Genomic DNA, 26,292 nt, shown 5'->3' with positions numbered 1-26,292 from the left:
GGCCCGGGGGTCAAATTCACCGGGCCGCCGTCCGGGTGCGATGGGGCTGGAGGAGCTGGTCGACGGGCGCGTGGTCGTCGGTGAGCACCCGGGCGTCCCCGGTCCAGGAGGCGAGGTCGTCGCCGGTGGTGATCCTCCAGCCGACGTCCCGGGCGTCCAGGGCCTGCTGGATCGCGGGGGCGTCGACCGGCCGGCCGGAGGCGACCACCACCAGGTTGCCGCCCACGGTGGACGCGGTCGGGTCCAGGCCGACGTCCGCCGGCTTCCCGAGGAGGGCGACGTGCGGGAACACCGAGGCGAGGGTGGCGACCTCGGCGCGGGCGAAGGCCAGCTTCCCGTGGTCGATGAGGTTGGCGACGTACAGGCCGTCCTCGTCGAGCGCCCGGCGTACGTCGCCCAGCGCCTGTGACGTCGTGAGGTGCCAGGGCACGCTGACGCCCCCGAAGGCGTCGCCGACGACCAGGTCGTGTCTGCCCGCCGCCAGCCTCCGCAGGCCCAGCCGGCCGTCCTCCACCCGTACGTCGATACCGGTCGCGGCCACCGGGCCCAGGCCGAACCGGTCGCGGTCGATGGCGACGACTCCGCCGTCGATCTCGGAGACGAGGCTGCGGGTCCCGGGGCGGGCGGCCGCGAGGTAGCGGGGGAAGGTGAGGCCGCCGCCCCCGATGTGGTGGGCGGTCAGCGGCTCGCCCTCGGGGAAGGCGGTGTCGACCACCGAGGCGATGGCGCGGACGTACGCGAACTTCAGATGCGCCGGGTCCTCGATGTCGACGTAGGAGTGGCTGAGGCCGTCCAGGACGAGCGTGCGGCCGGTTTCCCGGTCGGGGTCCGCGACGACCTGGGCGCAGTGGTAGCGGGTCTCCGCGTCGCAGCCGCCGGGGGCGAACGCGGTGGCGAGGGAGGCCGCCACGACGGTGGCGAGCGCCACGGCCGAGGCGCGCCGCCAGCGCCGGGCCCGCCACCCGACCAGCACCGCCCCGATCACCAGCAGCGTTCCGAGGCCGATCAGGATGGTGCTGACGGGCAGGCGCGAGACCAGGACGAATCCGGTGAGGACGGTGCCGACGATGGCCCCGAAGGTGCCCACGCCCGACAGCCGCCCGACGACCGTTCCGGTCTCGGCGAGGCTGGTGAGCCGCAGCTTCGTCACGAACGGGGTCACCGCGGAGAGCAGCGCGCCGGGGACCAGGAGCGTCGCCGAAGCGACCAGCAGGAGCAGTGCCGGTGACCACTCGGCGGTGGTGCGGAGCAGCAGCGGGGTGAGCGCGACGACCACGCCCGACACTCCGAGCGCCGGGCCGATGAGCCGGTGCGGATCGACCTGGTCCGCGATGCGGCCGCCCAGCCAGGAGCCCAGCGCGATGGCGGTGAGGGCGATGCCGATCACCATCGTGCTGGTCTCCAGAGTGAGACCGAGGTAGGGGGCCAGCAGCCGCAGGGCGACGATCTCGACCACCAGGACCGCGGCCGACGATCCGAACACCAAAACCGCCGCGGTCCGGGGGCCCAGGCCCCGGTCGCGGGGCGGGTCGCCGCCCCGGGGAGAGTCGTCGGCCACGGGCGAGGAGGGCGGTGGGGTCACCGCAGCATCCTCGCACGGCGGGCGGCGGCCGAACTCCCGCTGTTCCGAGGGGTGGTAGGGGGCGTGGACCGGCGGGCGCCGCGCCCCGGGCGGCCGTTCCGCGCCGTGCGGGGAGCCCGGCGCGGCGGCTCGCGCCGCTGTGCGCGGGGCCCCGTTCACCCCTGCCAGGAGGCGGATGCCGGGGCGTCCGGTTAAGGATGAGGGGTGAATCACCCGGTAGACGGGGCAGGCGAGCGCAGAACCACGCAAGCCCGAGAAGGGACGCAGACCGTGGCACCACCCAGGATTCTCGTCGTCGGCGCAGGCTTCGCAGGCGTCGAGTGCGTACGCCGCCTGGAGCGCAGGCTCGCTCCGGGAGAGGCCCGGATCACGCTCGTCACACCGTTCTCCTACCAGCTGTATCTGCCGCTGCTCCCCCAGGTGGCCTCCGGGGTGCTCACCCCTCAGTCCGTCGCGGTGTCGCTGCGCCGCAGCCGCCGCCACCGGACCAGGATCGTGCCGGGCGGGGCGATCGGCGTGGACACGCAGGCGAAGGTCTGTGTGATCCGGAAGATCACGGACGAGATCGTCAACGAGCCGTACGACTACATCGTGCTGGCGGCGGGCAGCGTCACCCGGACCTTCGACATCCCCGGGCTGCTGGACCATGCCCGCGGGATGAAGACGCTGGCCGAGGCCGCCTACGTCCGCGACCACGTCATCGCCCAGCTGGATCTGGCGGACGCCAGTCACGACGAGGCGGAGCGGGCCTCCCGGCTCCAGTTCGTGGTGGTCGGCGGCGGCTACGCGGGCACCGAGACGGCCGCGTGTCTCCAGCGCCTCACCACCAACGCGGTCCGGCACTATCCGCGGCTGGACCCGAGGCTGATCAAGTGGCATCTGATCGACATCGCGCCCAAGCTGATGCCGGAGCTGGGCGACAAGCTGGGGCAGGCCGCCCTGGAGGTGCTCCGCAAGCGGAACATCGAGGTGTCGCTCGGGGTCTCCATCGCCAAGGCCGGGGCGGAGGAGGTCACGTTCACCGACGGCCGGGTGCTGCCCTGCCGGACGCTGATCTGGACCGCCGGAGTGGCCGCCAGCCCGCTGATCGCCACCCTCGGCGCGGAGACGGTACGCGGCAGGCTCGCCGTGACCCCGCAGCTGCGGCTGCCGGGCGCGGACGGGGTGTTCTCGCTCGGGGACGCGGCCGCGGTGCCCGACCTGGCGAAGGGCGACGGGGCGGTCTGCCCGCCCACCGCGCAGCACGCGATGCGCCAGGGCCGGGTCCTTGCCGACAACCTGATCGCCTCGCTGCGGCACCAGCCGCTCAAGGACTATGTGCACAAGGACCTGGGGCTCGTCGTGGACCTCGGCGGCAAGGACGCCGTGTCCAAGCCGCTGGGCATCGAGCTGCGCGGGCTGCCCGCGCAGGCGGTGGCGCGCGGCTACCACTGGTCGGCGCTGCGGACGAACGTCGCCAAGACCCGCGTCATGACGAACTGGATGCTGAACGCGGTCGCCGGTGACGACTTCGTACGGACCGGGTTCCAGTCCCGCAAACCGGCGACGCTGCGGGACTTCGAGTACACCGACGCCTATCTGACGCCCGAGCAGATCAAGGAGCACACGGCGGCGACGGTCATCAAGCACTGAGCGGCCGAACACCGCGGTGAGCGCGCCCTCCGAAGGACGGGGGCGCGCTCACCGCTGTCGGGACAGGACCGTCTCCACGGTGTCCGCCTCCTGCGCGGTCTTGTCCTCCCGGTAGCGCAGGACGCGGGCGAACCGGAGGGTGACGCCCGCCGGGTAGCGGGTGGAGCGCTGGAGTCCGTCGTAGGCGATCTCGACGACCAGTTCCGGGCGTACGGTGACGACATGGCCGTCGTCGTCGGTCGCCAGCTCCCCCAGCCGCTCGGTCTGCCACTCCAGCAGGGCGTCCGTGAGCCCCTTGAAGGTCTTGCCGAGCATCGCGAACGTACCGTCGGGCCGCCGTGCGCCCAGGTGCAGGTTGGAGAGTTTGCCGGTGCGCCGGCCGCTGCCCCGCTCGACGGCCAGCACCACCAGGTCCAGGGTGTGCACCGGCTTCACCTTCAGCCAGGACGCGCCCCGGCGGCCCGCGCTGTAGGCGGCGGCCAGGTCCTTGACGACGACGCCCTCGTGGCCGCGCTCCAGGGCGTCGGCGAGGAACGCGTCGGCGGCCGCGCGGGCCCGGGGATCCTCCGGGTCGGCGACGAGCGTACGGCGGACCCGCAGGTGCTCCGGGAGGAGCCGGGCGAGGGCCGCGTGGCGGTCGGTGCAGGGCAGGTCGAGGAGGTCCTCGTCGTCGACGAGGAGCGCGTCGAAGAAGACCGGGACGACGGGCACGTGGGCCGCCGCGCCGGCCACGTCCCGCCGTGAGCCCACCCGGGAGGCGGTCTCCTGGAAGGGCCGGGGTCTGCCGTCCTCGCCCAGGGCGATCACCTCGCCGTCGAGGACGAAGCGGCCCGCCGGGAGGGCGGCGACGGCGGCGGTGAGCTCGGGCAGCCGGTCGGTGATGTCGTCGAGGGTCCGGGTGTAGGCGCGGATCCGGTCGCCGTCGCGGTGGACCTGCACCCGGATCCCGTCGAGCTTCTCCTCGACGGCGCACGGGCCCAGCTTGTCGAGGGCTTCGCCGACCGAGGCGGCGGTGTGCGCGAGCATCGGCTGGACGGGCCGCCCGACGGTGAGGCGGAAGGCGGCGAGGGCTCCGGGGCCTTCCGCGAGGAGGGCCCCGGCGACCTCCTGGAGCGATCCGGCGAGCATCACGGCCCGCCGGACGTCGGCGGGCGGTGCTTCGGCGGCGTGGGCCAGGGCGTCGGCGGCGACGGCGTCCAGGGCCCCCTGGCGTACCTCGCCGGTGAGCAGGGCCCGCAGGAAGCGCTGTTCGTCGGCGGTCGCGGCGGCGAACAGGGCGCGCAGGTGCTCCTTGCGCCGGGCCTGGGAGCCGGGGCCGGAGATGGCGGCGAGGGCGGTCAGCTCGGCGTCGACGCCGGTGACGGTGAGGGTGGGCTCCGACGCGGGTTCCACCGGGTCGCCGAGGGACCGCCATCCCACCCCGATCCGGCCCTGGGGCAGCCGTCCGGCGAGGTAGGGGATGACGACGGGGACGTTCTCGGGTCCGGTGTCCCGGAAGAGTCCGGCGAGCAGCGCCACCTTCCGGGACCGGGCGGAGGTGGCGGCGACCTCCAGCGACACCTGGGCGAGCTCGGCGAGCAGCATGCTGCCATGGTGCTACGGGGTGGAGCGCGCCGCCCGCCGATGGCCCCGGCAGGGCGTCATATGTAGTTGAGGGCGGCGGCCCCGCCCACTCCCCCGAGCACCATGAAGGCGGGCATGAGCACCTTCATCTCCACCCAGCTGCCGGCCCGGAAGCGCATGGCCTTCGGCGGGCCGAGCGGATACCAGCGCTTGCGGCCGATCGGGATGGGCCACAGGATCGGGCAACCCGAGACCGTGAGCGCGTCGCCGATGTCGTGGACCAGCGCGCCGAGCACGATGGGCAGGCCGAGCCACAGGTATTCCTGGCCGGGGGCGTCGAAGAGCCAGCCGGCGCCGTTGCCCGGCTGGTCCAGGACGCCGGCGAGAATCCAGGCGCTGGTGGCGCCGAGCAGCCAGACGAGGATGTCGCTGGAGACCCGGGCGGCCCGCCACAGCAGGCCCTCGACCGCGAGCACCAGATGGACGAAGAGGATCGCGAGGACGGCCCAGCGGCCGCCGAAGATCGCCGCGGCGGAGGCGCCGCCGCCGATGAGGACGGCCCAGAGCCAGGTGTGGGTCAGCGTCCGGTGGCCACCGGTGCGGCGGGGGTCGCCGGCGCTCCTGGTCGCCTTGTAGACGGCGAAGGAGAGCTTGTCGACGATCTCGCAGAGGGTTTTGGAGACGGGGCCGAAGGCGCGCGAGATGGTCGCGGACTTGTGGTCGAGGTCGGGGGCGAGCGCGGCTCCCGCGCAGATCAGCGCCCCGACGACGAGGACGGGCCAGGGCATCGTGTGGCCCGCGGCGGCGGCCGCCGCACCCACCCCCAGCCAGGCCGCTGCCCCTGACAGAGAGTGTGCCGGTCCCATCATGGTCTTTTCCCGCCCCAGTGCTTCGTACGCCCATCACCGGTGCGGCGCGGGCAGATTGAGACCGCAGCGTATCGTCCGTGATCTTCGTGCCGTCCGCCGGTTCCCTCATCCGGGCGGAAGACAGGCAAGATGGGGGGTGTGACCCTCATCGACCAGCTGCCTAAGACCCCCGACCCGGACGCCCTCTTCGAGGCCTTCTCGTCATGGACCGAGACCCAGGGCATCACCCTTTATCCGGCTCAGGAGGAGGCGCTGATCGAGGTGGTCTCCGGGGCGAACGTGATCCTTTCCACTCCGACCGGCTCCGGGAAGAGCCTGGTGGCGGCGGCCGCGCACTTCACGGCGCTGGCACAGGACAAGGTCACCTTCTACACGGCGCCGATCAAGGCGCTGGTGTCGGAGAAGTTCTTCGACCTGTGCAAGCTCTTCGGGACCGAGAACGTCGGCATGCTCACCGGCGACGCCTCGGTCAACGCGGACGCCCCGGTGATCTGCTGTACGGCCGAGGTGCTGGCCTCCATCGCGCTGCGCGACGGCAAGTACGCCGACATCGGCCAGGTCGTGATGGACGAGTTCCACTTCTACGCCGAGCCGGACCGCGGCTGGGCCTGGCAGATCCCGCTGCTGGAGCTGCCGCAGGCCCAGTTCGTGCTGATGTCGGCGACGCTCGGCGACGTCGCGATGTTCGAGAAGGACCTGACCCGGCGTACCGGCCGCCCCACCTCCGTGGTGCGCTCCGCGACCCGTCCGGTGCCGCTGAGCTACGAGTACCGCTTCACGCCGATCACCGAGACGCTGACCGAGCTGCTGGACACCCGGCAGTCGCCGGTCTACATCGTGCACTTCACCCAGGCCGCGGCCGTCGAGCGGGCGCAGTCGCTGATGAGCATCAACATGTGCACGAAGGAGGAGAAGGAGAAGATCGCCGATATGATCGGCGGCTTCCGCTTCACCACCAAGTTCGGCCAGAACCTCTCCCGTTACGTACGCCACGGCATCGGCGTGCACCACGCGGGCATGCTGCCCAAGTACCGCCGTCTGGTGGAGAAGCTGGCCCAGGCGGGTCTGCTGAAGGTGATCTGCGGTACGGACACGCTCGGCGTCGGCGTCAACGTACCCATCCGTACGGTGCTGTTCACGGCGCTCACCAAGTACGACGGGACCCGGGTGCGGACCCTGCGCGCGCGGGAGTTCCACCAGATCGCGGGCCGGGCCGGGCGGGCCGGGTTCGACACGGCCGGCTTCGTCGTGGCGCAGGCCCCCGAGCACGTCATCGAGAACGAGAAGGCCGTCAAGAAGGCGGGCGACGACCCGAAGAAGAAGCGCAAGGTCGTCCGCAAGAAGGCCCCGGAGGGCTTCGTCGCCTGGTCGGAGACCACCTTCGACAAGCTGATCACCTCCGAGCCCGAGCCGCTGAACTCCCGTTTCCGGGTCACGCACACGATGCTGCTGGCGGTCATCGCCCGCCCGGGCAACGCCTTCGAGGCGATGCGGCATCTGCTGGAGGACAACCACGAGCCGCGCCGGGCGCAGCTGCGGCACATCCGGCGGGCCATCGCCATCTACCGCTCGCTGCTGGACGGCGGGGTGGTGGAGCGGTTGGAGACGCCGGACGCCGAGGGCCGGATCGTGCGGCTGACGGTCGACCTCCAGCAGGACTTCGCGCTGAACCAGCCTCTTTCGACGTTCGCGCTGGCCGCGTTCGACCTGCTGGACGCCGAATCCCCGTCGTACGCGCTGGACATGGTCTCGGTCGTCGAGTCGACGCTGGACGATCCCCGGCAGATCCTGGCCGCCCAGCAGAACAAGGCGCGCGGCGAGGCCGTGGGCCAGATGAAGGCGGACGGGGTCGAGTACGAGGAGCGGATGGAGCGGCTCCAGGACGTCACGTACCCGAAGCCGCTGAGCGAGCTGCTGTGGCACGCGTACGACGTGTACCGCACGAGCCACCCGTGGGTGAACGACCACCCGGTGTCGCCGAAGTCGGTGATCCGGGACATGTTCGAACGGGCCATGACGTTCACGGAGTTCACCTCGCACTACGAGCTGGCCCGGACCGAGGGCATCGTGCTGCGGTATCTGGCGAGCGCGTACAAGGCGCTGGAGCACACGATCCCGGACGACGTGAAGTCGGAGGATCTCCAGGACCTGATCTCCTGGCTCGGCGAGATGGTGCGTCAGGTGGACTCCAGTCTGCTGGACGAGTGGGAGCAGTTGGCCAACCCCGAGGTGGAGACCGCCGAGCAGGCCCAGGAGAAGGCGGACGAGGTCAAGCCGGTCACGGCGAACACGCGTGCCTTCCGGGTGCTGGTGCGCAACGCGATGTTCCGCCGGGTGGAGCTGGCCGCGCTGGACCGCGTCCGGGACCTGGGCGCGCTGGACGGCGAATCCGGGTGGGACGAGGACGCGTGGGGCGAGGCGATGGACGCGTACTGGGACGCGCACGAGGAGATCGGCACCGGCCCGGACGCGCGCGGTCCGAAGCTGCTGAAGATCGAGGAGGACCCGGAGCACGGGCTGTGGCGGGTCTGGCAGGCGTTCGCCGACCCGGCGGGCGATCACGACTGGGGCATCAAGGCCGAGGTGGACCTCGCGGCGTCCGACGAGGAGGGCCGGGCGATCGTCCGGGTCACCGAGGTCGGTCAGCTGTGAACCGGCCGCCGACGGGGAAGTGGAGAGGTACGGCATGACGAATCCGGCCGAGCGCCTGGTCGACCTGCTCGACCTGGAGCGGATCGAGGTCAACATCTTCCGCGGCCGCAGCCCGGAGGAGTCCCTGCAACGGGTCTTCGGCGGGCAGGTCGCGGGGCAGGCGCTGGTGGCGGCGGGCCGGACGACCGACGGGGAGCGGCCGGTGCACTCGCTGCACGCCTACTTCCTGCGCCCGGGGCGCCCCGGGGTGCCGATCGTCTATCAGGTGGAGCGGGTGCGGGACGGCCGGTCCTTCACCACCCGCCGGGTGACGGCCGTCCAGGAGGGCCGGACGATCTTCAACCTGACGGCGTCCTTCCACCGCCCCGAGGAGGCGGGCTTCGAGCACCAGCTGCCGCCGGCCCGGATCGTCCCGGACCCGGAGGAGCTGCCGACGGTCGCCGAGGAGGTGCGCGAGCACCTGGGCGCGCTGCCGGAGGCGCTGGAGCGGATGGCCCGGCGGCAGCCCTTCGACATCCGTTACGTCGACCGGCTGCGCTGGACGCACGACGAGATCAAGGACGCCGATCCGCGCAGCGCGGTGTGGATGCGGGCGGTGGGCCCGCTGGGCGACGACCCGCTGGTGCACACCTGCGCGCTGACGTACGCGAGCGACATGACGCTGCTGGACGCGGTGCGTATCCCGGTGGAACCGCTGTGGGGCCCGCGCGGCTTCGACATGGCGTCCTTGGACCACGCCATGTGGTTCCACCGGCCGTTCCGGGCGGACGAGTGGTTCCTGTACGACCAGGAGTCGCCGATCGCCACGGGCGGCCGGGGCCTGGCGCGGGGCCGGATCTACGACCGGTCGGGGCACCTGCTGGTGTCGGTGGTGCAGGAGGGGCTGTTCCGGCGGCTGACGAGCGACTAGAGCGCTTTACGTGCCGGGCAGCGGGTCCTGGTCGACCTCGTGGCGGCGCGTGCGGATGTCCGGCGGCGCGGGGTGCAGCTTGGCGTCGCAGGACGGGCCGAGGCCGGCCCGGCGGGAGTCGGTGCCCGTGAGGGGGCGGCCGCAGAGGCGGCAGCGGACGAGGCGGCGGCCCTGCGGCTGCCCGCCGTCGGCCGCCGCGTCCCGGGCGGGGGCTCCGTCGGCCCCGGGCAGCAGCGGTTCCGGGAAGGTATCGGCGATCTCCACGCCCTGATCCTTCCAGACCCGCCCTGATCCAGACGAAAGGCCCTTAGCTCCGGCCCCGCTCCCGCTCCCGGTCGAGCGCCTCGTCCAGGGTGCGGGCCGCCATGATGAGCGAGAGATGGGTGAACGCCTGGGGGAAGTTGCCCAGTTGTTCGCCGCTGGGGCCGATCTCCTCGGCGAACAGGCCCACGTGGTTGGCGTAGGTGAGCATCTTCTCGAAGGTGTAGCGCGCCTGTCGCAGCCGTCCGGCCCGGGCGAGCGCATCGACGTACAGGAAGGTGCAGAGGCTGAACGTGCCCTCCGAGCCGCGCAGCCCGTCCGGTGAGGCCGCCGGATCGTAGCGGTAGACCAGGCTGTCCGAGACCAGGGTGCGGTCCATGGCGTCCAGGGTGGACAGCCAGCCGGGATCCCTCGGGGCGAGGAATCCCACGCGCGGCATCAGCAGCAGGGACGCGTCGAGCACCTCGCTCCCGTAACTCTGTACGTAGGCCTGGAGGTTGTCGCTCCAGCCGCGCTCCACCACCTGTTCCAGTACGGCGTCCCGCGCCCCGGTCCAGCGGGCGGTGTCGGCGGGGCGGCTGAACTGTGCGGCGAGTTTGAGGCCCCGGTCGAAGGCGGCCCAGCACATCACCCGGCTGTAGGTGAAGTCCTTGCGCCCGCCGCGGGTCTCCCAGATGCCTTCGTCGGGGCGGTCCCAGGAGTCCGCGAGCCGGTCCAGGGTGCGGGAGAGGATCTTCCATCCCCGGTAGCCCGCCTGGATGCCGACCTCACGGCCCTCGGACAGCGCGTAGAGGGCTTCGCCGTAGATGTCGAGCTGGAGCTGGTCGTCGGCGGCGTTGCCGAGCCGGACCGGGTGGGAGCCCCGGTAGCCCTCCAGGTGCCCGAGGATCTGCTCCGCTTCCAGGGGCTGTCCGTCGACCCGGTACATGATGCGGAGCGGCTCTCCGCCGGCGTCCTCCCGGTCCCGCAGCCGGTCGCCGAGCCAGTGGGTGAACGCGGTCGCCTCGTCGACGAAGCCCAGGTCCAGCAGGGCCCGCACCGACAGGGAGCCGTCCCGTACCCAGGTGTACCGGTAGTCCCAGTTGCGTTCCCCGCCGACCTGTTCGGGGAGTCCCAGGGTCGCGGCGGCGACGGGTGCGCCGCTGGGTGCGTACGTGAGCAGCTTCAGGGTGATCGCGGAGCGGTTGACCATGTCGAGCCAGCGGCCGTGGTAGCGGGATCCGCGCACCCACGTCTGCCAGAAGTCGACGACGTCCCAGAGCTGGTCGGTGATCTCCGCGGTGGTGGGGTGCGGCGGCTCGGGCCCGTCGGGGTCGCAGAGGGTCAGGACGGCCCCCGACGACTCCCCGGCGCGCAGGGTGATGCCGCCGACGGCGTCCTGGCCGTCGCGGGTGAGGGGGAAGCCCGTCCGGAGGTGGGCCGTGACGGCCAGCGCGCGGAAGGCCGCCGTGTGTCCCGTCGGGCCCAGGTCGAGGTCGTGGGCGGCGCGGCCGTAGTCGAACCGGGGCCGGCACTCCAGGCCGAAGCGCACGGTGCCCCGTACCGAGCGCACGGTGCGGACGAGGGTGTGCCGGTCGGTCGGCCCGCCGGAGCGGATCGGGGTCATCCAGTCGAGGACCTCTCCGACGCCGTCGGGTGCCATGAACCGGGTGACGACGACCGCCGTGTCGGGATAGTAGAGCTGCTTGCACGTGTGCGTGCCGCCTTCGGGCGCCAGCCGGAAGTAGCCGCCGCGCTCATGGTCGAGGAGGGCGGCGAAGACGCTGGGCGAGTCGAATCGGGGGGCGGCGAACCAGTCGACGACGCCCTGTGAGGAGATCAGCGCGGCCGTCTGGAGGTCGCCCACGAGCCCGTGGTCGGCGATCGGCGGATACGGGTCCATGCGCCTTCCCTCCTCCCGTCTGCCCCCGTCCCCTCACTCCCCCACTCACTATCCGGCACTCCCGCCCGGGGTGCGCGGCACGCCTCCGTGCCGCCGGGTCCGGGGCCGGGCGTCCGGTTTGCCGAACGGGGCCGGGGCCGCGTTACTGGAGTGAGCCCCGGGCCCGCCGGCCGGGCGGAGCTCCGTCCGACCGAGCAGGAAGCCGCGGAGGTACCGGGATGGACATGATCCACATCCGCGCGGTGAGCCCGCCGGACCTGACCGACGAGGTCGTCGGCCGGCTCTCGGGCGACCCCTGCGTGCTCAACCTCATCGTCCAGCGCGACGCCGCGCGCAATCCGGACGGCGACTCCATCGCGTGCGACGTGCTGACGGGGGCGGCGAACGACGTGCTGCGCCGCCTGCGCGCCGTCCAGCTCGACCAGCGGGGGTCCCTCGTCATCGAGCCGGTCGACATGGCGTTCTCCGGCAGGGCCACCGAAGGGGGGCGGCGGGAGCTCGGCCGGCTGAGCCGGGCGCCGGTCTGGGAGCAGGTCGAGGCACGCATCAGGTCCGGGGGGCGGTATCCGCCGAGCTTCTTCCTCTACCTGGTGGTCGCCGGCATGATCGGTTCGGTCGGCATCGTCACCAACTCGCAGATCCTGATCGTGGCGGCGATGGTCGTCGGGCCGGAGTACGGCGCCATCGTCAGCGTGGCGCTGGGGATCGACCGGCGCCACCCGGCCATGGTGCGCAGCGGGCTGGCCGCCCTGGGCACCGGCTTTCTCCTCACCATGGTCGTCACGTTCCTCTTCGCCCTGCTCATCCGCGGTTTCGGGCTGCAGTCGGAGGCCTTCGACCGGGGATTGCGCCCCGTCTCCAACCTCATCAACACACCGAACTTCTTCTCGGTCGCCGTCGCCACCCTGGCCGGGATCGTCGGGATCGTGTCGCTCACCGAGGCCAGGACGAGCGCCCTGCTCGGGGTGTTCATCTCGGTGACGACGATCCCGGCCGCCGCGGACATCGCCGTCTCCACCGCGTTCACCAGCTGGTCCGATGTGCGGGGCTCGGCCATCCAGCTCGTGGTGAACATCGTGGTGCTGGTCGTGGTGGGCACCGCCACGCTCAAGGCCCAGCGGGCGATCTGGCAACGGGTCGGCCTCCGGCGCGACCGTGACCGCCGGCTCGCCGAAGAGGCCTGACGCACTCCGGAAGGGGCACCTCATGGACCGGGAAGCCGTGGCGCCGCCGCGCGCCGCACCGCACGCGACACCGGCCGAACGGGCGGCGCTCGGCAAGGCCGCCCGCCGGAACGCTCCCCGGTCGAGCCATGCGGAGTTCACGCCGTCGCCGGGGCGGCCCGACCCGCTGACCGTCCTCGAAGCGCAGTCCGCGGAGCGGGTTCCCGAGCTGGTCCCGATCCGCTACGGCCGGATGACGGAGTCCCCGTTCCGCTTCTACCGGGGCGCGGCCGCCCTGATGGCCGGCGACCTGGCCGGCACCCCGGACTCGGGGATCCGGGCGCAGTTGTGCGGCGACGCCCATCTGCTGAACTTCAGGCTGCTGGCCTCGCCCGAGCGGCACCTGCTCTTCGACATCAACGACTTCGACGAGACGCTGCCGGGGCCCTGGGAGTGGGACGTCAAACGGCTGGCGGCCAGCCTCGTCATCGCGGGCCGGGCGAACGGCTTCACGCACCGGGAGCGGGCCGGGATCGTACGGGCCTCGGTCCGTTCGTACCGGGAGTCGATGGCCCGGTTCGCCGGGATGCGCAATCTGGAGGTGTGGTACGCGAGGACCGACGCCGAGCGGCTGCGTACGGTGGCCGCGGAGCAGTTGAGCGGGCGGGGGCGCAGAAATGTCGACCGGGCCCTGGGCAGGGCCCGTTCCCGGGACAGTCTGCAGGCCTTCGGGAAGCTCGCCGAGGTGGTCGACGGGCGGCTCCGGATCGCCCCGGACCCGCCGATGGTCGTCCCGCTCACCGATCTGATGCCCGGGGTGGAGCGGGAGGCGGCTTTCCGGGAGTTCGGCGCCATGGTGGCGGGCTACGCCGACAGCCTGCCGTCCGACCGGCGCCGTCTGCTGGAGGACTTCGCGCTGGTGGACGTGGCCCGGAAGGTCGTCGGTGTGGGCAGTGTCGGCACCCGGTGCTGGATCATCCTGCTGCTCGGCCGGGACGGCGGGGACCCGCTGTTCCTCCAGGCCAAGGAGGCCGGTCCCTCGGTGCTGGCCGAGCACATCGGTCCGAGCCGGTACGCGAACCAGGGCGAGCGGGTCGTGGCGGGCCAGCGGCTGATGCAGGCCTCCAGCGACATCTTCCTCGGCTGGGAGCGGGCCGACGGCATCGACGGCCGGCGCCGGGACTTCTACGTACGCCAGTTGCGCGACTGGAAGGGCGTCGCCGAGCCGGAGTCGATGGTGCCGAAGGGGATGCGGGCGTTCGGCGAGGTGTGCGGCGCCACGCTGGCCCGCGCCCACGCCAGGTCCGGGGACCGGATCGCCATCGCCGGCTATCTGGGGCGGGGGGACGTCTTCGACCGGGCGCTCGCCACGTTCGCGGAGTCGTACGCGGACCGCAACGAGCTCGATCACCGGGCTTTGGTGGACGCGGTGGCCTCGGGCCGGCTGCCGGCGGACGGCTCGGCGGAGCACGGGGGACGGGCCGGGCGGGCGGTGTCGGGCGGCACATCCGGGTAGGGGAAGGCACGGTGGAGGTGACGGCCGGCGTCGTGACGTGATGACGTGGTGACGCACACCTCGCGCGCCCCGGAGACCGCCTCCGCCCGGGTCCCGCACGGCCCTCCCGACTCCCGCCCCGTCAACCCGGCTCCTGCCCCCGCAAAGCGACTCCTGCCCCGTGAAAGGACCTCCGCGCATGACCGAGATCGTCCATGTGTCCGCCCCCGAGCTGGTCACCTACGCCGACGACCTGGCCGGCCTCCTCGTCGAGACCGTCGACGAGGGGTCCTCGGTGGGCTTCCTGGCCCCGCTGGACCGGGAGGCTGCCGCCATCTGGTGGCGGGAGCGGGCCGCCGCCGTGGAGGCGGGGACCATCGGGATCTGGATCGCGCGGGAGGGCGGGCGGGTCTCCGGGACGATCGCCCTGGTCCGCGCCCCGCTGCCGAACGCCCGGCACCGCGCGGAGGTCGCCAAGCTGATGGTCCGTCCCTCCGCCCGCGGCCAGGGGCTCGGCGGGGCGCTGCTGGCCGCCGTCGAGGCGTACGCGGCGACCGAGGGCATCACGCTGCTGATCCTGGACACCGAGAGCGGCAGCCTGGCGGAGCAGGTCTACTGCGGGGCGGGGTGGACGAAGGTCGGGAGCGTGCCGGGATACGCGGCGGATCCCGCGGGCAGCCTCAAGCCGACGACCTTCTACTACAAGGAGCTCGCCGCTCCGTGAGCGGCGGGCGGCACAATGAGCACCACCACGCAATGATCAGGGAGAGTTTCATGACGCTGCACGACATTCCGCTGCGCACCCTCACGGGCGAGCCGACCACGCTGGGCGCGTACAGCGGCCGGGCCGTCCTGCTGGTGAACGTGGCCTCCAAGTGCGGGCTCACCCCGCAGTACGAGGGCCTGGAGCGGCTGCAGCAGACCTACGGGGACCGGGGCCTGACCGTGCTCGGCGTCCCGTGCAACCAGTTCGCCGGGCAGGAGCCGGGCAGCGCGGAGGAGATCCAGACCTTCTGCTCGACGACGTACGGGGTCACCTTCCCGCTGCTGGAGAAGATCGACGTCAACGGCGCGGACCGGCACCCGCTGTACGGGGAGCTGACGAAGCTGGCCGACGCGGACGGGGAGGCCGGGGACGTCCAGTGGAACTTCGAGAAGTTCCTCATCTCGCCGGCCGGTGAGCCGGTGGCCCGGATCCGGCCGCGCTCCGAGCCCGAGGCCACCGAGGTCGTGGCGGCGATCGAGGCGCACCTGCCGGCCTGAGTACGCGGAAGGGGGCGGCCGGGGCACGTGTCCCCGGCCGCCCCCTTCCCGTCGCCTGTCGTCTGTCTCCGCTAGCGGATCGGCATGCCCGAGAGCGTGCGGGCGATCACCAGGCGCTGGATCTCGCTGGTGCCCTCGAAGATGGTGTAGATGGCCGCGTCGCGGTGCATGCGCTCGACCGGGTACTCCCGGGTGAAGCCGTTGCCGCCGAGGATCTGGATGGCCTGTGCGGTGACGTCCCGGGCGGTCTCGCTGGCGTACAGCTTCGACATGGAGCCCTCGGCCGAGGTGAACGGCTTTCCGGTGGTGGCCATCCAGGAGGCGCGCCAGACCAGCAGCCGGGCCGCGTCGATGCGGGTGCGCATGTCGGCGAGCTGGAAGGCGATGCCCTGGTTGTCGATGATCGGACGGCCGAACTGGGTGCGGGTCTTCGCGTAGTCGAGGGCGACCTCGTAGGCGGCGCGGGCGGTGCCGACGGCCATCGCGCCGACGGCCGGGCGGGAGGCCTCGAAGGTGGCCATCGCCGCGTTCTTGACCCTCTCGCCGCCGGACTTGGCGCGCTCGTGGGCGCGGGCGAGGCGCTCGTCGAGCTTCTCCTTGCCGCCGAGCAGGCAGTGTCCGGGGACGCGGACGTCCTCCAGGACCACCTCGGCGGTGTGGGAGGCGCGGATGCCGTGCTTCTTGAACTTCTGGCCCTGGGAGAGGCCGGGGGTGTTCGGCGGCACGATGAAGGAGGCGTGGCCCTTGGAGCCGATGTCGGGGTCGACGACGGCGACGACGACGTGGACGTTGGCTATGCCGCCGTTGGTCGCCCAGGTCTTGGTGCCGTTGAGGACCCACTCGTCCTTGGCCTCGTCGTAGACGGCCCGGGTGCGCATCGAGGCGACGTCGGATCCGGCGTCGGGCTCGGAGGAGCAGAAGGCGGCGACCTTCACGTCGTCGGCGTCGCCGTACATCTGCGGGATCCAGGTGCCGACCTGCTCCTCGGTGCCGTTGGCGAGGACGCCGACGGCCGCCAGGCCCGTACCGACGATCGACAGGGCGATGCCCGCGTCGCCCCAGAAGAGCTCTTCCATGGCCATGGGGATGCCGAGCCCCGTAGGGTCGAAGAACTGCTGGGCGTAGAAGTCGAGCGAGTAGATGCCGACCTTGGCCGCTTCCTGGATGACGGGCCAGGGCGTTTCCTCACGCTCGTCCCACTCCGAGGCGGCGGGGCGGATGACATCCGCCGCGAAGCCGTGGAGCCACTCCTTGACCTGCTTCTGGTCGTCGTTGAGATCGAGCGTGAACTCGGCCATGTTCCCCTCCAGGCACTGCGGCGAAAATGCATGCGTTACTTGCGGTAACCACAGTCTGTTACTGGCAAGTAGGTACTGTCAACCGCCTCGGAGCCGATCAGCAGCCGATCAAGCGCCCGCCCCGCGGAGTGTTACGTTGCGCGGGCGTGCAGAAGCGATGCGACGGCATCGCGTGGCCAGGGGTGGGAGAGACGACATGGAGACCGCACGAAGCGCCGAGCGACAGCGGACCGCGGCCGAGCGCCGTCGCCGCGAGTTGCTGGAAGCGGCGGACCGGGTGGTGCTCAGGGACGGACCGCAGGCCTCGATGAACGCCATCGCCGCCGAGGCCGGGATCACCAAACCCATCCTCTACCGCCACTTCGGGGACAAGGGCGGCCTCTACCGCGCCCTCGCCAAGCGCCACACCGACGCGCTGCTCAGCGCCCTGCGGGCCGCCCTGGACGCGCCAGCCGACCGGCGCGAGCGGGTGGAGTCCACCCTCGACACCTATCTCGCCGCGATCGAGGCCCGCCCCCAGGTCTACCGCTTCCTGATGCATCCCGCCGACGGCGCGGCCGCCGACACCGCCCCCTCCCCCGAGCAGGGCTTCGACGTCGGCCGGCACTCCGCCCCGCTGCTGCGCCGCCTCGGCGAGGAGCTGGGCCAGGTGATCGTCGAGCGCGTGGACCTCGGCCCGGACAGCGAGCAGATGGCCCGCATCTGGGGCCACGGAATCGTCGGCATGATGCACGCGGCGGGCGACTGGTGGCTCGCCGACCGGCCCTGCTCCCGCGAACGGCTGGTGAGCAGCCTCGCCGATCTGCTGTGGGGCAGGCTCGCGGAGGCGGGTGACCTCCAGGGCGGCCCGGGGTTCTGACCGGCTGTTCCGTCGGCTGTTCCGACCGCGGACGCTCAGCCCTTGCGTGCCCAGGGTGCGCGCCGTGCCGCGCGCAGTGCCCGGGCGCGCCGCAGCCCGGTCAGCCGGTCGGTGTAGACGGTGCCCTCCAGGTGGTCGCACTCGTGCTGGAGGCACCGGGCGAACCACCCCGTCCCGGCGATCCGGACCGGCTCACCGGTCATCGTCAGGCCCTCGACGACCGCGTGGTCGAAGCGTTCCGTGCCCGCTTCCAGACCGGGAAGTGACAGACAGCCCTCCGGTCCGCGTACGGTAAGCCCGTCCGCCTCGACCAGTTCGGGATTGACCACATGTCCCAGATGGCGGACATCGTCGTCGTCCGGGCAGTCGTAGACGAACACCCTGAGCGGGACGCCGATCTGGTTGGCGGCGAGCCCGACACCCTGTGCGGCGTACATCGTGGCGAACATGTCCTCGACCAGCCCCGCGAGCGACGGGCCGAAATCGGTGACGTCCTCGCAGGCGCGGTGGAGCAACGGGTCGCCGAGCAGACTCATCTCACGGACGAGTCCGGAACTGCCGGGGATCGGGCGGTTTCGCATGGCGGCAAGCGTACGTTCCGCCGGGGCCGGGGAGTTCCCGTGGTGCCGCGGTGCGGTCGCCACGCCGGACATCGATAGGCTGGGCGCGGACCGATGCAAGGAGGATCTAGGACGATGGCAGGCAACACGGAGCCGTTGTCGCCGCGGGCCAAACTGGCCGTGACGGCGGGCAAGGCCGCGGCGGCGGTGTCACGCGCCGCGGGGCGGGGCAGCGGATCGGTGATCGGCGGCCGGGTGGCGCTCAAACTCGACCCCGACCTGCTGGGGCGACTGGCGCAGCACCTGGACGTGATCCTCGTGTCGGCGACGAACGGCAAGACGACCACCACACGGCTGATCGCCGAGGCACTGGGGGCCGCCGGGCCCGTCGTGTCGAACGCGCTCGGCGCGAACATGCCCGCGGGCATCACCTCGGCGCTGGCCGGCGGCTCGGACGCGAAGTTCGGCGTGATCGAGGTCGACGAGAAGTATCTGGCGGGGGTGGCCCGGGACACCACGCCCAAGGCCATCGCGCTGCTCAACCTCTCCCGCGACCAGCTGGACCGCGCGGCGGAGACCCGGATGATGGCCGAGCACTGGCGCGAGGGCCTCTCCGGCTCGAAGGCCGTGATCATCGCCAACGCGGACGACCCGCTGGTCGTCTGGGCGGCCTCCTCCTCGGCCAATGTGGTGTGGGTGGCGGCCGGTCAGGCGTGGAAGGACGACGCCTGGTCCTGCCCTTCCTGCGGCGGTGTGATGCAGCGCCCGGGCGACGACTGGTTCTGCGGGCAGTGCGGTTTCCGCCGCCCCGCCCCGAGCTGGGCGCTCAACGGCGACTACGTCCTCGACCCGCACGGTTCGGCCTGGCCGATCCACCTCCAGCTGCCGGGCCGCGCGAACAAGGCGAACGCCACCAGCTCCGCTGCCGTGGCCGCCGTCTTCGGCGTGCCGCCGCAGGTCGCGCTGGAGCGGATGTACCAGGTGCAGGCGGTGGCCGGACGGTACGACGTCGTCACCTTCCAGAACCGTGAGCTGCGCCTGCTGCTGGCGAAGAACCCGGCCGGCTGGCTGGAGACGTTCTCGCTGATCGACCCGCCGCCGACGCCGGTGATCCTCTCGGTGAACGCGCGCGGCGCGGACGGCACGGACACCTCCTGGCTCTGGGACGTGGACTACACCCAGCTGGCGGGCCACCCGATCTTCGTGCTCGGCGACCGGAAGCTGGACCTCGCGGTCCGTCTCGAAGTGGCCGGTCTCGACTTCCGGGTCTGCGAGACGCTCGACGAGGCCGTGCAGTACGCCCCGCCCGGCCGCATCGAGGTCATCGCCAACTACACCGCCTTCCAGGATCTGCGCCGTCGTGTCGGCAACTGACCCCGGCCCCGGCCACCTCCGGAGAGGACGAAGCATGAGCAACAACGGTCTGCGTCTGGTCTGGGTCTACCCCGACCTGCTCAGCACCTACGGCGACCAGGGCAACGCCCTGGTCGTGGAGCGGCGGGCCCGGCAGCGCGGTCTGGACGTGCAGCGCGTGGACGTGCGCAGCGACCAGCCGGTGCCGACGTCCGGCGACATCTATCTGATCGGCGGCGGTGAGGACCGGCCGCAGCGCCTGGCGGCCGAGCGGCTGCGCCGCGACGGCGGGCTGAGCCGGGCCGCGTCCAACGGCGCGATCATCTTCTCGGTCTGCGCGGGCTACCAGATCCTCGGGCACGAGTTCGTCAACGACCTCGGCGAGCGCGAGCAGGGTCTCGGTCTCCTCGACGTGGTCTCCACCCGGGGCGAGGGCGCGCGGTGCGTCGGCGACGTACTGGCGGACATCGACCCGCAGCTCGCGTTGCCGCAGCTGACCGGGTTCGAGAACCACCAGGGCGTCACCCATCTCGGCCCGACGGCACGGCCGTTCGCGCGGGTGCAGTTCGGCCGGGGCAACGGCACCGGGGACGGCACGGAGGGCGCGTACAACGACACGGTCTTCGGGACGTACATGCACGGTCCGGTGATGGCCCGCAATCCGCAGATCGCCGATCTGCTGCTCAAGCTGGCCCTCGACGTGAACGCGCTGCCGCCCACCGACGACCGCTGGTACGACGCGCTGCGCGCCGAGCGGGTCGCCTCGGCGACACAGCCCGCCTGAGGCGCTTCCCGCTCGCTTGAGCAGCGCCTTCCGAGGTGCTCTCCGCTCGGTTGAGCGGTCTTCGCCTGAGGCGTTTTCCGCTCGGTTGAGCGGAGTCCAGCAGGCGGACTGCCGGTTCGGTCCCGCCACCCTGCGCCGGTAGGGTGGCGGGGATCCAACCGGACGACGTGGTCCGGTCGTCGACCCACGTTGCAAAGGTTCCCGGGCCATGCGCATTGGCGTACTCACCTCCGGCGGCGACTGCCCCGGCCTCAACGCCGTCATCCGTTCCGTCGTGCACCGCGCGGTGGTGGACCACGGCGACGAGGTCATCGGCTTCCACGACGGCTGGAAGGGCCTGCTGGAGTGCGACTACCGCAAGCTCGACCTTGACGCGGTGGGCGGCATCCTGGCTCGCGGCGGCACGATCCTCGGCTCCTCCCGCGTCCAGCCCGCGCATCTGCGCGACGGCGTGGAGCGCGCCCGCGGCCATGTCGCGGACCTCGGCCTCGACGCCATCATCCCGATCGGCGGCGAGGGCACCCTCAAGGCCGCGAACCTCCTCTCCGAGGCCGGTCTCCCGATCGTCGGCGTCCCCAAGACCATCGACAACGACATCGCCTCCACCGACGTCACCTTCGGCTTCGACACCGCCGTCGGCGTCGCCACCGAGGCGCTGGACCGGCTGAAGACGACCGCCGAGTCGCACCAGCGGGTGCTGATCGTCGAGGTCATGGGCCGGCACACCGGCTGGATCGCCCTGCACTCCGGGATGGCCGCCGGCGCCCACGCCATCGTGGTGCCCGAGCGCCCCTTCGACATCGACGAGCTGACCGAGCTGGTCGGCAAGCGCTTCTCGGCGGGCAAGAAGTTCGCCATCGTGGTGGTCGCCGAGGGCGCCAAGCCGCGTGAGGGCTCCATGCAGTTCGAGCAGGGCGTCAAGGACATCTACGGCCACGAGCGGTTCGCCGGGGTGGCCACGCAGCTCTCCGGGGAGCTGGAGCAGCGGCTCGGCAAGGAGGCCCGCCCGGTCATCCTCGGCCACGTCCAGCGCGGCGGCACGCCGACCGCGTACGACCGGGTCCTGGCGACCCGGTTCGGCTGGCACGCGGTGGAGGCGGCGCACCGGAGCGAGTTCGGGATGCTGACCGCGCTGCGCGGCACCGACATCGTGATGGTCCCTCTGAGCGAAGCCGTCGAGACGCTGAAGACGGTCCCCGCCGAGCGGTACGCCGAGGCGGAGTGCGTGCTCTAGAACACCTCGTCAGGACACGTCGTCCAGAACTGCCCCCGGCCGCAACCGCGGCCGGGGGCAGTTCTACGCTGTACCGGACAACCGGCACGAAACGGGGACGTGTCCCCATCGGGAGTGAACAGATGGATCACAGCGGGCACGGCATGAACATGGATCTGCCGCCGTTCACGCTGGAGCGGGGGCTGGAGCTCTCCGTCGACCCGTTCTTCCTGACCGGCTGCGTCCTGGCGCTCGCCCTGTACGGGTACGGCGTGATGCGGCTGCGTCGGCGCGGGGACGGCTGGCCGGTGAACCGGATCGTGTTCTTCACCGTGGGCGTGCTGAGCATCGCGCTGGTGATGTGCACCAAGCTCAACGACTACGGCATGGTCATGTTCAGCGTGCACATGGTGCAGCACATGGTGATCAGCATGCTGTCGCCGATCCTGCTGCTGCTCGGTGCCCCGGTGACGCTGGCGCTGCGCGCGCTGCCGCCGGCCGCCCGGGGGCGGATCGGGCCGCGTGAACTGCTGCTGAAGCTGCTGCACAGCCGGTACATGAAGATCATCACGCATCCGGTGTTCACGATCCCGCTGTTCATCGCGAGCCTGTACGCGCTGTACTTCACGCCGATCTTCGACTTCCTGATGGGCTCCAAGCCGGGCCACATCGGGATGATGGTGCACTTCCTCGCGGTCGGCCTGGTCTTCTTCTGGCCGATCATGGGGGTGGACCCGGGTCCGCACCGGCCCGGCTATCTGATGCGGATGCTGGAGCTGTTCGCCGGGATGCCGTTCCACGCGTTCTTCGGGATCGCCCTGATGATGGGGTCGACCCCGATGGTGAAGACGTACCAGAACCCGCCCGCCTCGCTCGGCATCGACGCCCTGAGCGACCAGAACTGGGCGGGCGGCATCGCGTGGGCGTTCAGCGAGATCCCCTCCGTGCTGGTGCTGATCGCGCTGGTCTTCCAGTGGTACCGCTCCGAGCAGCGCACCGCCCGGCGCTCGGACCGGGCGGCGGACCGCGACGGTGACAAGGAGCTGGCGGCGTACAACGCCTATCTCGCGTCTTTGCAGGCGCGCGGACAGTAGCGCGGAGGGCGCATCCGGGGTGACCATGGGGACAACGGCCGCGCGGCCGACGAGGAGCGTGCGCGCATGTCCGGATCGACGAAAACCATGGGATACATGACCGTCGGGGCGCTGGTCGCGGTGACCGCGTACACCGTGGCGCTGGGAAGCAGCGGCTGGCTCTGGTTCGGCTGGGTGGTGCTGGGCCTGTGCACCCTCGGCATGCTGGCCACACAGGACACCTGACCCTCGCGGCGCAACAACCACCCGGACACGTGACCGTCGTGTCCGGGTGATCACGCCTGACGGGCCCGGAGGCGGGTAGGAGCCGGGAGGCCGGTTCGCTACGGTCGTACGCAGTCGCAGTCCTGTAGTCGGCCGGTAGAGCGAGGTGCACCCGCAAGGTGTTCTATTACGTCCTGAAGTATGTCGTGCTGGGGCCCCTGCTGCGGCTGCTGTTCCGGCCCCGTATCGAGGGTCTGGAGAACATTCCGGAGGACGGCGCGGCGATCGTCGCGGGCAATCACCTCTCCTTCTCCGACCATTTCCTGATGCCGGCCATCATCAAGCGCCGGATCACCTTCCTGGCGAAGGCCGAGTACTTCACGGGCCCGGGGATCAAGGGCCGGCTGACCGCGGCCTTCTTCCGCAGCGCGGGCCAGATCCCGGTGGACCGGTCCGGCAAGGACGCGGGGCAGGCGGCCATCCGCGAGGGGCTCGGCGTACTGGGCAAGGGCGAGCTGCTGGGGATCTACCCGGAGGGCACCCGCTCGCACGACGGCCGGCTCTACAAGGGCAAGGTCGGGGTCGCGGTGATGGCGATCACCGCGCAGGTGCCGGTGATCCCCTGTGCCATGGTCGGCACCTTCGAGATCCAGCCGCCCGGCCAGGTCGTGCCGAGGATCAAGCGGGTCGCGATCCGCTTCGGCGAGCCGCTGGACTTCTCCCGCTACGCGGGCATGGAGAACCAGAAGGCCGCGATCCGGGCGGTGACGGACGAGATCATGTACGCGATCCTCGGACTCTCCGGCCAGGAGTACGTGGACGAGTACGCGGCCAAGGTGAAGGCCGCCGAGCAGGAGGCCGCGCCGCCGAGGAAGTTCCCGAAGCTGCGACGCTGAGCGCGAATACGCCACCGGCAGAGCGCCCTCGTCCGGGCGGGCCCGCTCCCCTAGCGTCGGATCCATGAGCAAGGGACACGCATGGGTGCTGGGAGCGACGGGCCAGATCGGGCGGGCCGCGGTGCGGGCGCTGGCCGCGGACGGCTGGGAGGTCACCGCGGCCTCGCGCGGCAGCGGCCGGGACGAGGGGTGGGATGCCGGGGTCCGGGCGGTGGCGCTGGACCGGGACGAGGAGGGGGCGCTGGAGAAGGCGCTGGGCGACGGCTGTGACGTCCTGGTCGACATGGTGGCGTTCGGCGGCGCGCACGCCCGGCAGCTGACGGGGCTGGCCGGCCGGATCGGCTCGGCCGTCGTGATCTCCAGCGGGGCGGTGTACGAGGACGACCGGGGCCGCAGTTTCGATACCCAGGCGGAGCCGGACGGTTTTCCGCGCTATCCCGTGCCGCTCCCGGAGACCCAAGCCACGGTGGCCCCGGGGGACGCCACGTACGGGACGCGGAAGGTCCTGCTGGAGCGGGAGCTGCTGGCGGCGGGAGAGGCGCTGCCGGTGACGCTGCTGCGCGCGGGCGCGGTGCACGGCCCGTACTGCCGGACACCGCGCGAGTTGTACGTGGTGAAGCGGCTGCTCGACGGGCGCCGCCGCCGGGTCCTCACGTACGGCGGGGAGAGCCGCTTCCACCCGGTGCATGTGTCCAACGCGGCGGAGCTGATCCGGCTGGCCGCCGGGAAGCCGGGATCGCGCGTGCTGAACGCGGCCGACCCCGAGGCGCCCACGGTCGCGGAGATCGCGTCGGCGATCGACGCTGTGCTCGGGCGGGAGACGGAGACGGTGCTGATCGACGGCGCTTCCCCGGAGGGGCAGGTCGGGGTGACCCCGTGGAGCGGCGCCCACCCCGTGGTCTACGACATGACGGCCGCCGAGGAGCAGCTCGGGTACCGCCCGGTGACCGGATACGTGGAGTCGCTGCCGGAGACGGTCGCGTGGCTCGCCGGGGAGCTGGCGGAGCGCGACTGGCGGGAGGCGTTCCCGAAGATGGTGGCCAACTACGGCGCGTGGCTCTTCGACTATGCGGCGGAGGACGCCTGGCTGGAGGCGTACGACCGGGGCCGCCGTTGAGCGGGCCCCGGTCGTACGCCTCCTGCGTGTTCTACTACGGCTTCGGCGTAGCGTGCGGGGAGCACGTCACGTCGCGCCGGTCGGTCTTCCCGGTGAGCAGGTAGGTGTCCACCCGCTCGTTGACGCAGGGGTTGACCAGTCCGGTGACGCCGTGGGATCCGGCGTCCTTCTCGGTGATGAGCCGTGAGCCCTTGAACCGCTTGTGCAGCTCGACCGCGCCCGCGTACGGGGTGGCGGCGTCGCGGGTCGCCTGCACGATGAGGACCGGCGGCAGGCCCTTGCCGGTCTTCACGTCCAGCGGGGTCCGCTGCTTGGCGGGCCAGGTGGCGCAGGGCAGGTTCATCCAGGCGTTGGCCCACGTCATGAACGGGTACTTCTCGTGCAGCCGGGTGTTGTCCCGGTCCCAGGTGCGCCAGTCGGTGGGCCACGGGGCGTCGGCGCACTCGACGGCGTTGTAGACCGCGTTGCCGTTCTCGGAGGCGGCGTTGCCCGCGAGGTCGCTCATGTCGGGGGCGGCGGCGTCGATCAGCGCCTGGGTGTCACCGGCCCGGTAGTCGCTCCAGGTCTGGGCGGTGGGGGCCCAGGCGGAGTCGTAGTACGGCGCGCCCTGGAAGAAGCCGATGAGCTCGGCGGGTCCGACGACGCCCCCGATGGGATTCTTCTTGGCGGCCGCCCGCAGCTCCAGCCAGGCCTTCTCGACCTTCTGCGGGGTGTCGCCGATGCCGTAGACGGAGTCGTGCTGCGCGACCCACGCCTTCCAGTCGTCCCAGCGCATCTGGAAAGCGATGTCCTGGTTGAGGTTCGCCCGGTACCAGATGTTCTTCCGCGAGGGGTCGACCACGCTGTCGACGACCATGCGCCGGACATGGGTCGGGAAGAGCGTGCCGTAGACGGCGCCCAGGTAGGTGCCGTAGGAGACGCCGATGAAGTTGAGCTTCTTCTCCCCGAGCGCGGCCCGGATGACGTCCAGGTCGCGCGCCGAGTTCGGGGTCGTCATGTGCGGCAGCATCGCGCCGCTGCGCTCACCGCACCCTTCGGCGTACTCACGCGCCAGCTTGCGCTGGGCACGCTTGTCGGCCTCGCTGTCGGGGACCGGGTCGGCCTTCGGAGCCTTGACGAACTCCTGCGGGTCGACGCAGGAGATGGGGGCCGAGTGGCCGACGCCGCGCGGGTCGAAGCCGACGAAGTCGTAGGCCTTCGCGGTCTTCGTCCAGAGCGGGTTCTCCGTGGTGATCCGGGTAGGGAAGCGCAGTCCGGATCCGCCGGGGCCGCCCGGGTTGTAGAGCAGGGCGCCCTGCCGCTCGCGCTTCGTGCCCGTGCTGGTGTGCCGGTCGACGGCGATCTTGATCTTCTTGCCGTTCGGCTTGGCGTAGTCGAGCGGGACGCTCACCCAGCCGCACTGGATGGGGGCGGTCAGGCCCCAGTCCTCCGGGCAGTCCTTCCAGTCGATCCCGGCCTTCGCCGCCCGGTGTGCCGCGACGGCGACCCCGCGCGCCTCCGCGTCGCCCCGGCCGTGATGGCGGCCGTCGGCACTGGCGGCGGGTGCGGCCATCGCCCCCGCTATGAGCGTGCCCGCGACGAGAGCCCCGGCCGAGCCGAGCACTGTCGTACGTCTCACGTGAATCCCCCTTCATCCGATCCG

23 protein-coding genes are annotated in these 26,292 nt (G+C 71.8%); 15 read left to right on the top strand and 8 right to left on the bottom strand.

Translation table 11 applies throughout. From position 1 onward, the window contains the following. Positions 1-16: 16 nt before the first annotated feature. Entirely contained in the window at positions 17-1,582 is a 1,566-nt protein-coding gene (locus ACIQPT_RS05025; protein ID WP_401152810.1) for a fused MFS/spermidine synthase, read from the bottom strand. Between the two features lie 270 nt (positions 1,583-1,852). On the opposite strand from ACIQPT_RS05025, the gene ACIQPT_RS05020 reads away from it, so the two are divergent. Beyond that, positions 1,853-3,214: an NAD(P)/FAD-dependent oxidoreductase gene (locus ACIQPT_RS05020; RefSeq protein ID WP_401152809.1), complete on the top strand. Its 1,362-nt coding sequence runs from the start codon at positions 1,853-1,855 to the stop codon at positions 3,212-3,214. Between the two features lie 48 nt (positions 3,215-3,262). On the opposite strand, the gene ACIQPT_RS05015 is transcribed toward ACIQPT_RS05020, so the two are convergent. Both ACIQPT_RS05015 and ACIQPT_RS05010 read right to left on the bottom strand, forming a co-directional pair. Beyond that, complete coding sequence (locus ACIQPT_RS05015; protein ID WP_401152808.1) at positions 3,263-4,798, bottom strand: ATP-dependent DNA ligase; 1,536 nt, start codon at positions 4,796-4,798, stop codon at positions 3,263-3,265. Positions 4,799-4,854: 56 nt separating this feature from the next. Continuing rightward, entirely contained in the window at positions 4,855-5,646 is a 792-nt protein-coding gene (locus ACIQPT_RS05010; RefSeq protein WP_401152806.1) for a metal-dependent hydrolase, read from the bottom strand. Positions 5,647-5,784: 138 nt separating this feature from the next. Between ACIQPT_RS05010 and ACIQPT_RS05005 the strand changes: the two genes are divergently transcribed. After that, on the top strand, positions 5,785-8,298 hold the full coding sequence (locus ACIQPT_RS05005) for a DEAD/DEAH box helicase (RefSeq protein WP_401152804.1): 2,514 nt from the start codon (positions 5,785-5,787) through the stop codon (positions 8,296-8,298). Between the two features lie 34 nt (positions 8,299-8,332). Further along, complete coding sequence (locus ACIQPT_RS05000) at positions 8,333-9,208, top strand: acyl-CoA thioesterase (protein WP_401152802.1); 876 nt, start codon at positions 8,333-8,335, stop codon at positions 9,206-9,208. Between the two features lie 6 nt (positions 9,209-9,214). Here ACIQPT_RS05000 and ACIQPT_RS04995 read toward each other — a convergent pair whose 3' ends face one another. Both ACIQPT_RS04995 and ACIQPT_RS04990 read right to left on the bottom strand, forming a co-directional pair. Further along, on the bottom strand, positions 9,215-9,472 hold the full coding sequence (locus ACIQPT_RS04995; protein ID WP_401152801.1) for a DUF6011 domain-containing protein: 258 nt from the start codon (positions 9,470-9,472) through the stop codon (positions 9,215-9,217). A gap of 43 nt (positions 9,473-9,515) precedes the next feature. Continuing rightward, on the bottom strand, positions 9,516-11,351 hold the full coding sequence (locus ACIQPT_RS04990; protein WP_401152800.1) for a glycoside hydrolase family 15 protein: 1,836 nt from the start codon (positions 11,349-11,351) through the stop codon (positions 9,516-9,518). Positions 11,352-11,569: 218 nt separating this feature from the next. Here ACIQPT_RS04990 and ACIQPT_RS04985 point away from each other — a divergent pair, with 218 nt between their 5' ends. From ACIQPT_RS04985 to ACIQPT_RS04970, 4 genes are all read left to right on the top strand, one after another. After that, complete coding sequence (locus tag ACIQPT_RS04985; RefSeq protein ID WP_401152798.1) at positions 11,570-12,535, top strand: DUF389 domain-containing protein; 966 nt, start codon at positions 11,570-11,572, stop codon at positions 12,533-12,535. 22 nt (positions 12,536-12,557) lie between these two features. Continuing rightward, a complete protein-coding gene (locus ACIQPT_RS04980) occupies positions 12,558-14,030 on the top strand; it encodes a DUF2252 domain-containing protein (protein ID WP_401152797.1) in 1,473 nt (490 codons plus the stop codon). Between the two features lie 178 nt (positions 14,031-14,208). Continuing rightward, entirely contained in the window at positions 14,209-14,733 is a 525-nt protein-coding gene (locus ACIQPT_RS04975) for a GNAT family N-acetyltransferase (protein WP_401152795.1), read from the top strand. 50 nt (positions 14,734-14,783) lie between these two features. Beyond that, positions 14,784-15,272: a glutathione peroxidase gene (locus ACIQPT_RS04970; protein ID WP_401152794.1), complete on the top strand. Its 489-nt coding sequence runs from the start codon at positions 14,784-14,786 to the stop codon at positions 15,270-15,272. Between the two features lie 71 nt (positions 15,273-15,343). On the opposite strand, the gene ACIQPT_RS04965 is transcribed toward ACIQPT_RS04970, so the two are convergent. Beyond that, positions 15,344-16,570, bottom strand: coding sequence for an acyl-CoA dehydrogenase family protein (locus ACIQPT_RS04965; RefSeq protein ID WP_401152793.1), 1,227 nt, complete (start codon positions 16,568-16,570; stop codon positions 15,344-15,346). A gap of 196 nt (positions 16,571-16,766) precedes the next feature. On the opposite strand from ACIQPT_RS04965, the gene ACIQPT_RS04960 reads away from it, so the two are divergent. Beyond that, positions 16,767-17,429, top strand: a complete 663-nt coding sequence (locus tag ACIQPT_RS04960; protein ID WP_401152791.1) for a TetR family transcriptional regulator — start codon at positions 16,767-16,769, stop codon at positions 17,427-17,429. Between the two features lie 35 nt (positions 17,430-17,464). Here the strand turns inward: ACIQPT_RS04960 and def are convergent, their stop codons facing one another. Further along, positions 17,465-18,010, bottom strand: a complete 546-nt coding sequence (gene def / locus ACIQPT_RS04955) for a peptide deformylase (RefSeq protein ID WP_401152789.1) — start codon at positions 18,008-18,010, stop codon at positions 17,465-17,467. 114 nt (positions 18,011-18,124) lie between these two features. On the opposite strand from def, the gene ACIQPT_RS04950 reads away from it, so the two are divergent. From ACIQPT_RS04950 to ACIQPT_RS04920, 7 genes are all read left to right on the top strand, one after another. Next, complete coding sequence (locus ACIQPT_RS04950) at positions 18,125-19,363, top strand: MurT ligase domain-containing protein (RefSeq protein ID WP_401152788.1); 1,239 nt, start codon at positions 18,125-18,127, stop codon at positions 19,361-19,363. Between the two features lie 34 nt (positions 19,364-19,397). Then, positions 19,398-20,126, top strand: a complete 729-nt coding sequence (locus ACIQPT_RS04945; RefSeq protein WP_164613497.1) for a type 1 glutamine amidotransferase — start codon at positions 19,398-19,400, stop codon at positions 20,124-20,126. Between the two features lie 208 nt (positions 20,127-20,334). Beyond that, on the top strand, positions 20,335-21,360 hold the full coding sequence (locus ACIQPT_RS04940; protein WP_401152787.1) for a 6-phosphofructokinase: 1,026 nt from the start codon (positions 20,335-20,337) through the stop codon (positions 21,358-21,360). A gap of 122 nt (positions 21,361-21,482) precedes the next feature. Beyond that, positions 21,483-22,433, top strand: coding sequence for a cytochrome c oxidase assembly protein (locus ACIQPT_RS04935; RefSeq protein ID WP_401152786.1), 951 nt, complete (start codon positions 21,483-21,485; stop codon positions 22,431-22,433). A 66-nt stretch (positions 22,434-22,499) separates the two neighbouring features. Continuing rightward, complete coding sequence (locus ACIQPT_RS04930) at positions 22,500-22,658, top strand: hypothetical protein (RefSeq protein ID WP_032785887.1); 159 nt, start codon at positions 22,500-22,502, stop codon at positions 22,656-22,658. A gap of 158 nt (positions 22,659-22,816) precedes the next feature. Then, entirely contained in the window at positions 22,817-23,533 is a 717-nt protein-coding gene (locus tag ACIQPT_RS04925; RefSeq protein WP_401152784.1) for a lysophospholipid acyltransferase family protein, read from the top strand. A 64-nt stretch (positions 23,534-23,597) separates the two neighbouring features. After that, complete coding sequence (locus tag ACIQPT_RS04920; protein ID WP_401152783.1) at positions 23,598-24,650, top strand: NAD-dependent epimerase/dehydratase family protein; 1,053 nt, start codon at positions 23,598-23,600, stop codon at positions 24,648-24,650. Between the two features lie 34 nt (positions 24,651-24,684). On the opposite strand, the gene ACIQPT_RS04915 is transcribed toward ACIQPT_RS04920, so the two are convergent. After that, positions 24,685-26,268 carry an alpha/beta hydrolase gene (locus ACIQPT_RS04915; RefSeq protein ID WP_401152781.1) on the bottom strand — a complete coding sequence of 528 codons (1,584 nt, stop codon included), beginning with the start codon at positions 26,266-26,268 and terminating at the stop codon, positions 24,685-24,687. Positions 26,269-26,292: the final 24 nt, after the last annotated feature.

Origin of the sequence: Streptomyces sp. NPDC091289, from assembly GCF_044757365.1 — a bacterium.
In the GTDB taxonomy this organism is placed as follows: Bacteria; Actinomycetota; Actinomycetes; order Streptomycetales; family Streptomycetaceae; genus Streptomyces.
Note: the sequence above shows the minus strand (reverse complement) of the source record. Positions and strands in the feature narration are given on the sequence as shown.

What these genes read in the sequence shown, in the direction of transcription:
- ACIQPT_RS05015 (WP_401152808.1), bottom strand. Translation starts at nt 4,798, where the DNA reads ATGCTGCTCGCCGAGCTCGCCCAGGTGTCGCTGGAGGTCGCCGCCACC.
- ACIQPT_RS05010 (WP_401152806.1), bottom strand. Translation starts at nt 5,646, where the DNA reads ATGATGGGACCGGCACACTCTCTGTCAGGGGCAGCGGCCTGGCTGGGG.
- ACIQPT_RS05000 (WP_401152802.1), top strand. Translation starts at nt 8,333, where the DNA reads ATGACGAATCCGGCCGAGCGCCTGGTCGACCTGCTCGACCTGGAGCGG.
- ACIQPT_RS04990 (WP_401152800.1), bottom strand. Translation starts at nt 11,351, where the DNA reads ATGGACCCGTATCCGCCGATCGCCGACCACGGGCTCGTGGGCGACCTC.
- ACIQPT_RS04985 (WP_401152798.1), top strand. Translation starts at nt 11,570, where the DNA reads ATGGACATGATCCACATCCGCGCGGTGAGCCCGCCGGACCTGACCGAC.
- ACIQPT_RS04980 (WP_401152797.1), top strand. Translation starts at nt 12,558, where the DNA reads ATGGACCGGGAAGCCGTGGCGCCGCCGCGCGCCGCACCGCACGCGACA.
- ACIQPT_RS04975 (WP_401152795.1), top strand. Translation starts at nt 14,209, where the DNA reads ATGACCGAGATCGTCCATGTGTCCGCCCCCGAGCTGGTCACCTACGCC.
- ACIQPT_RS04970 (WP_401152794.1), top strand. Translation starts at nt 14,784, where the DNA reads ATGACGCTGCACGACATTCCGCTGCGCACCCTCACGGGCGAGCCGACC.
- ACIQPT_RS04965 (WP_401152793.1), bottom strand. Translation starts at nt 16,570, where the DNA reads ATGGCCGAGTTCACGCTCGATCTCAACGACGACCAGAAGCAGGTCAAG.
- ACIQPT_RS04960 (WP_401152791.1), top strand. Translation starts at nt 16,767, where the DNA reads ATGGAGACCGCACGAAGCGCCGAGCGACAGCGGACCGCGGCCGAGCGC.
- def (WP_401152789.1), bottom strand. Translation starts at nt 18,010, where the DNA reads ATGCGAAACCGCCCGATCCCCGGCAGTTCCGGACTCGTCCGTGAGATG.
- ACIQPT_RS04950 (WP_401152788.1), top strand. Translation starts at nt 18,125, where the DNA reads ATGGCAGGCAACACGGAGCCGTTGTCGCCGCGGGCCAAACTGGCCGTG.
- ACIQPT_RS04945 (WP_164613497.1), top strand. Translation starts at nt 19,398, where the DNA reads ATGAGCAACAACGGTCTGCGTCTGGTCTGGGTCTACCCCGACCTGCTC.
- ACIQPT_RS04940 (WP_401152787.1), top strand. Translation starts at nt 20,335, where the DNA reads ATGCGCATTGGCGTACTCACCTCCGGCGGCGACTGCCCCGGCCTCAAC.
- ACIQPT_RS04935 (WP_401152786.1), top strand. Translation starts at nt 21,483, where the DNA reads ATGGATCACAGCGGGCACGGCATGAACATGGATCTGCCGCCGTTCACG.
- ACIQPT_RS04930 (WP_032785887.1), top strand. Translation starts at nt 22,500, where the DNA reads ATGTCCGGATCGACGAAAACCATGGGATACATGACCGTCGGGGCGCTG.
- ACIQPT_RS04920 (WP_401152783.1), top strand. Translation starts at nt 23,598, where the DNA reads ATGAGCAAGGGACACGCATGGGTGCTGGGAGCGACGGGCCAGATCGGG.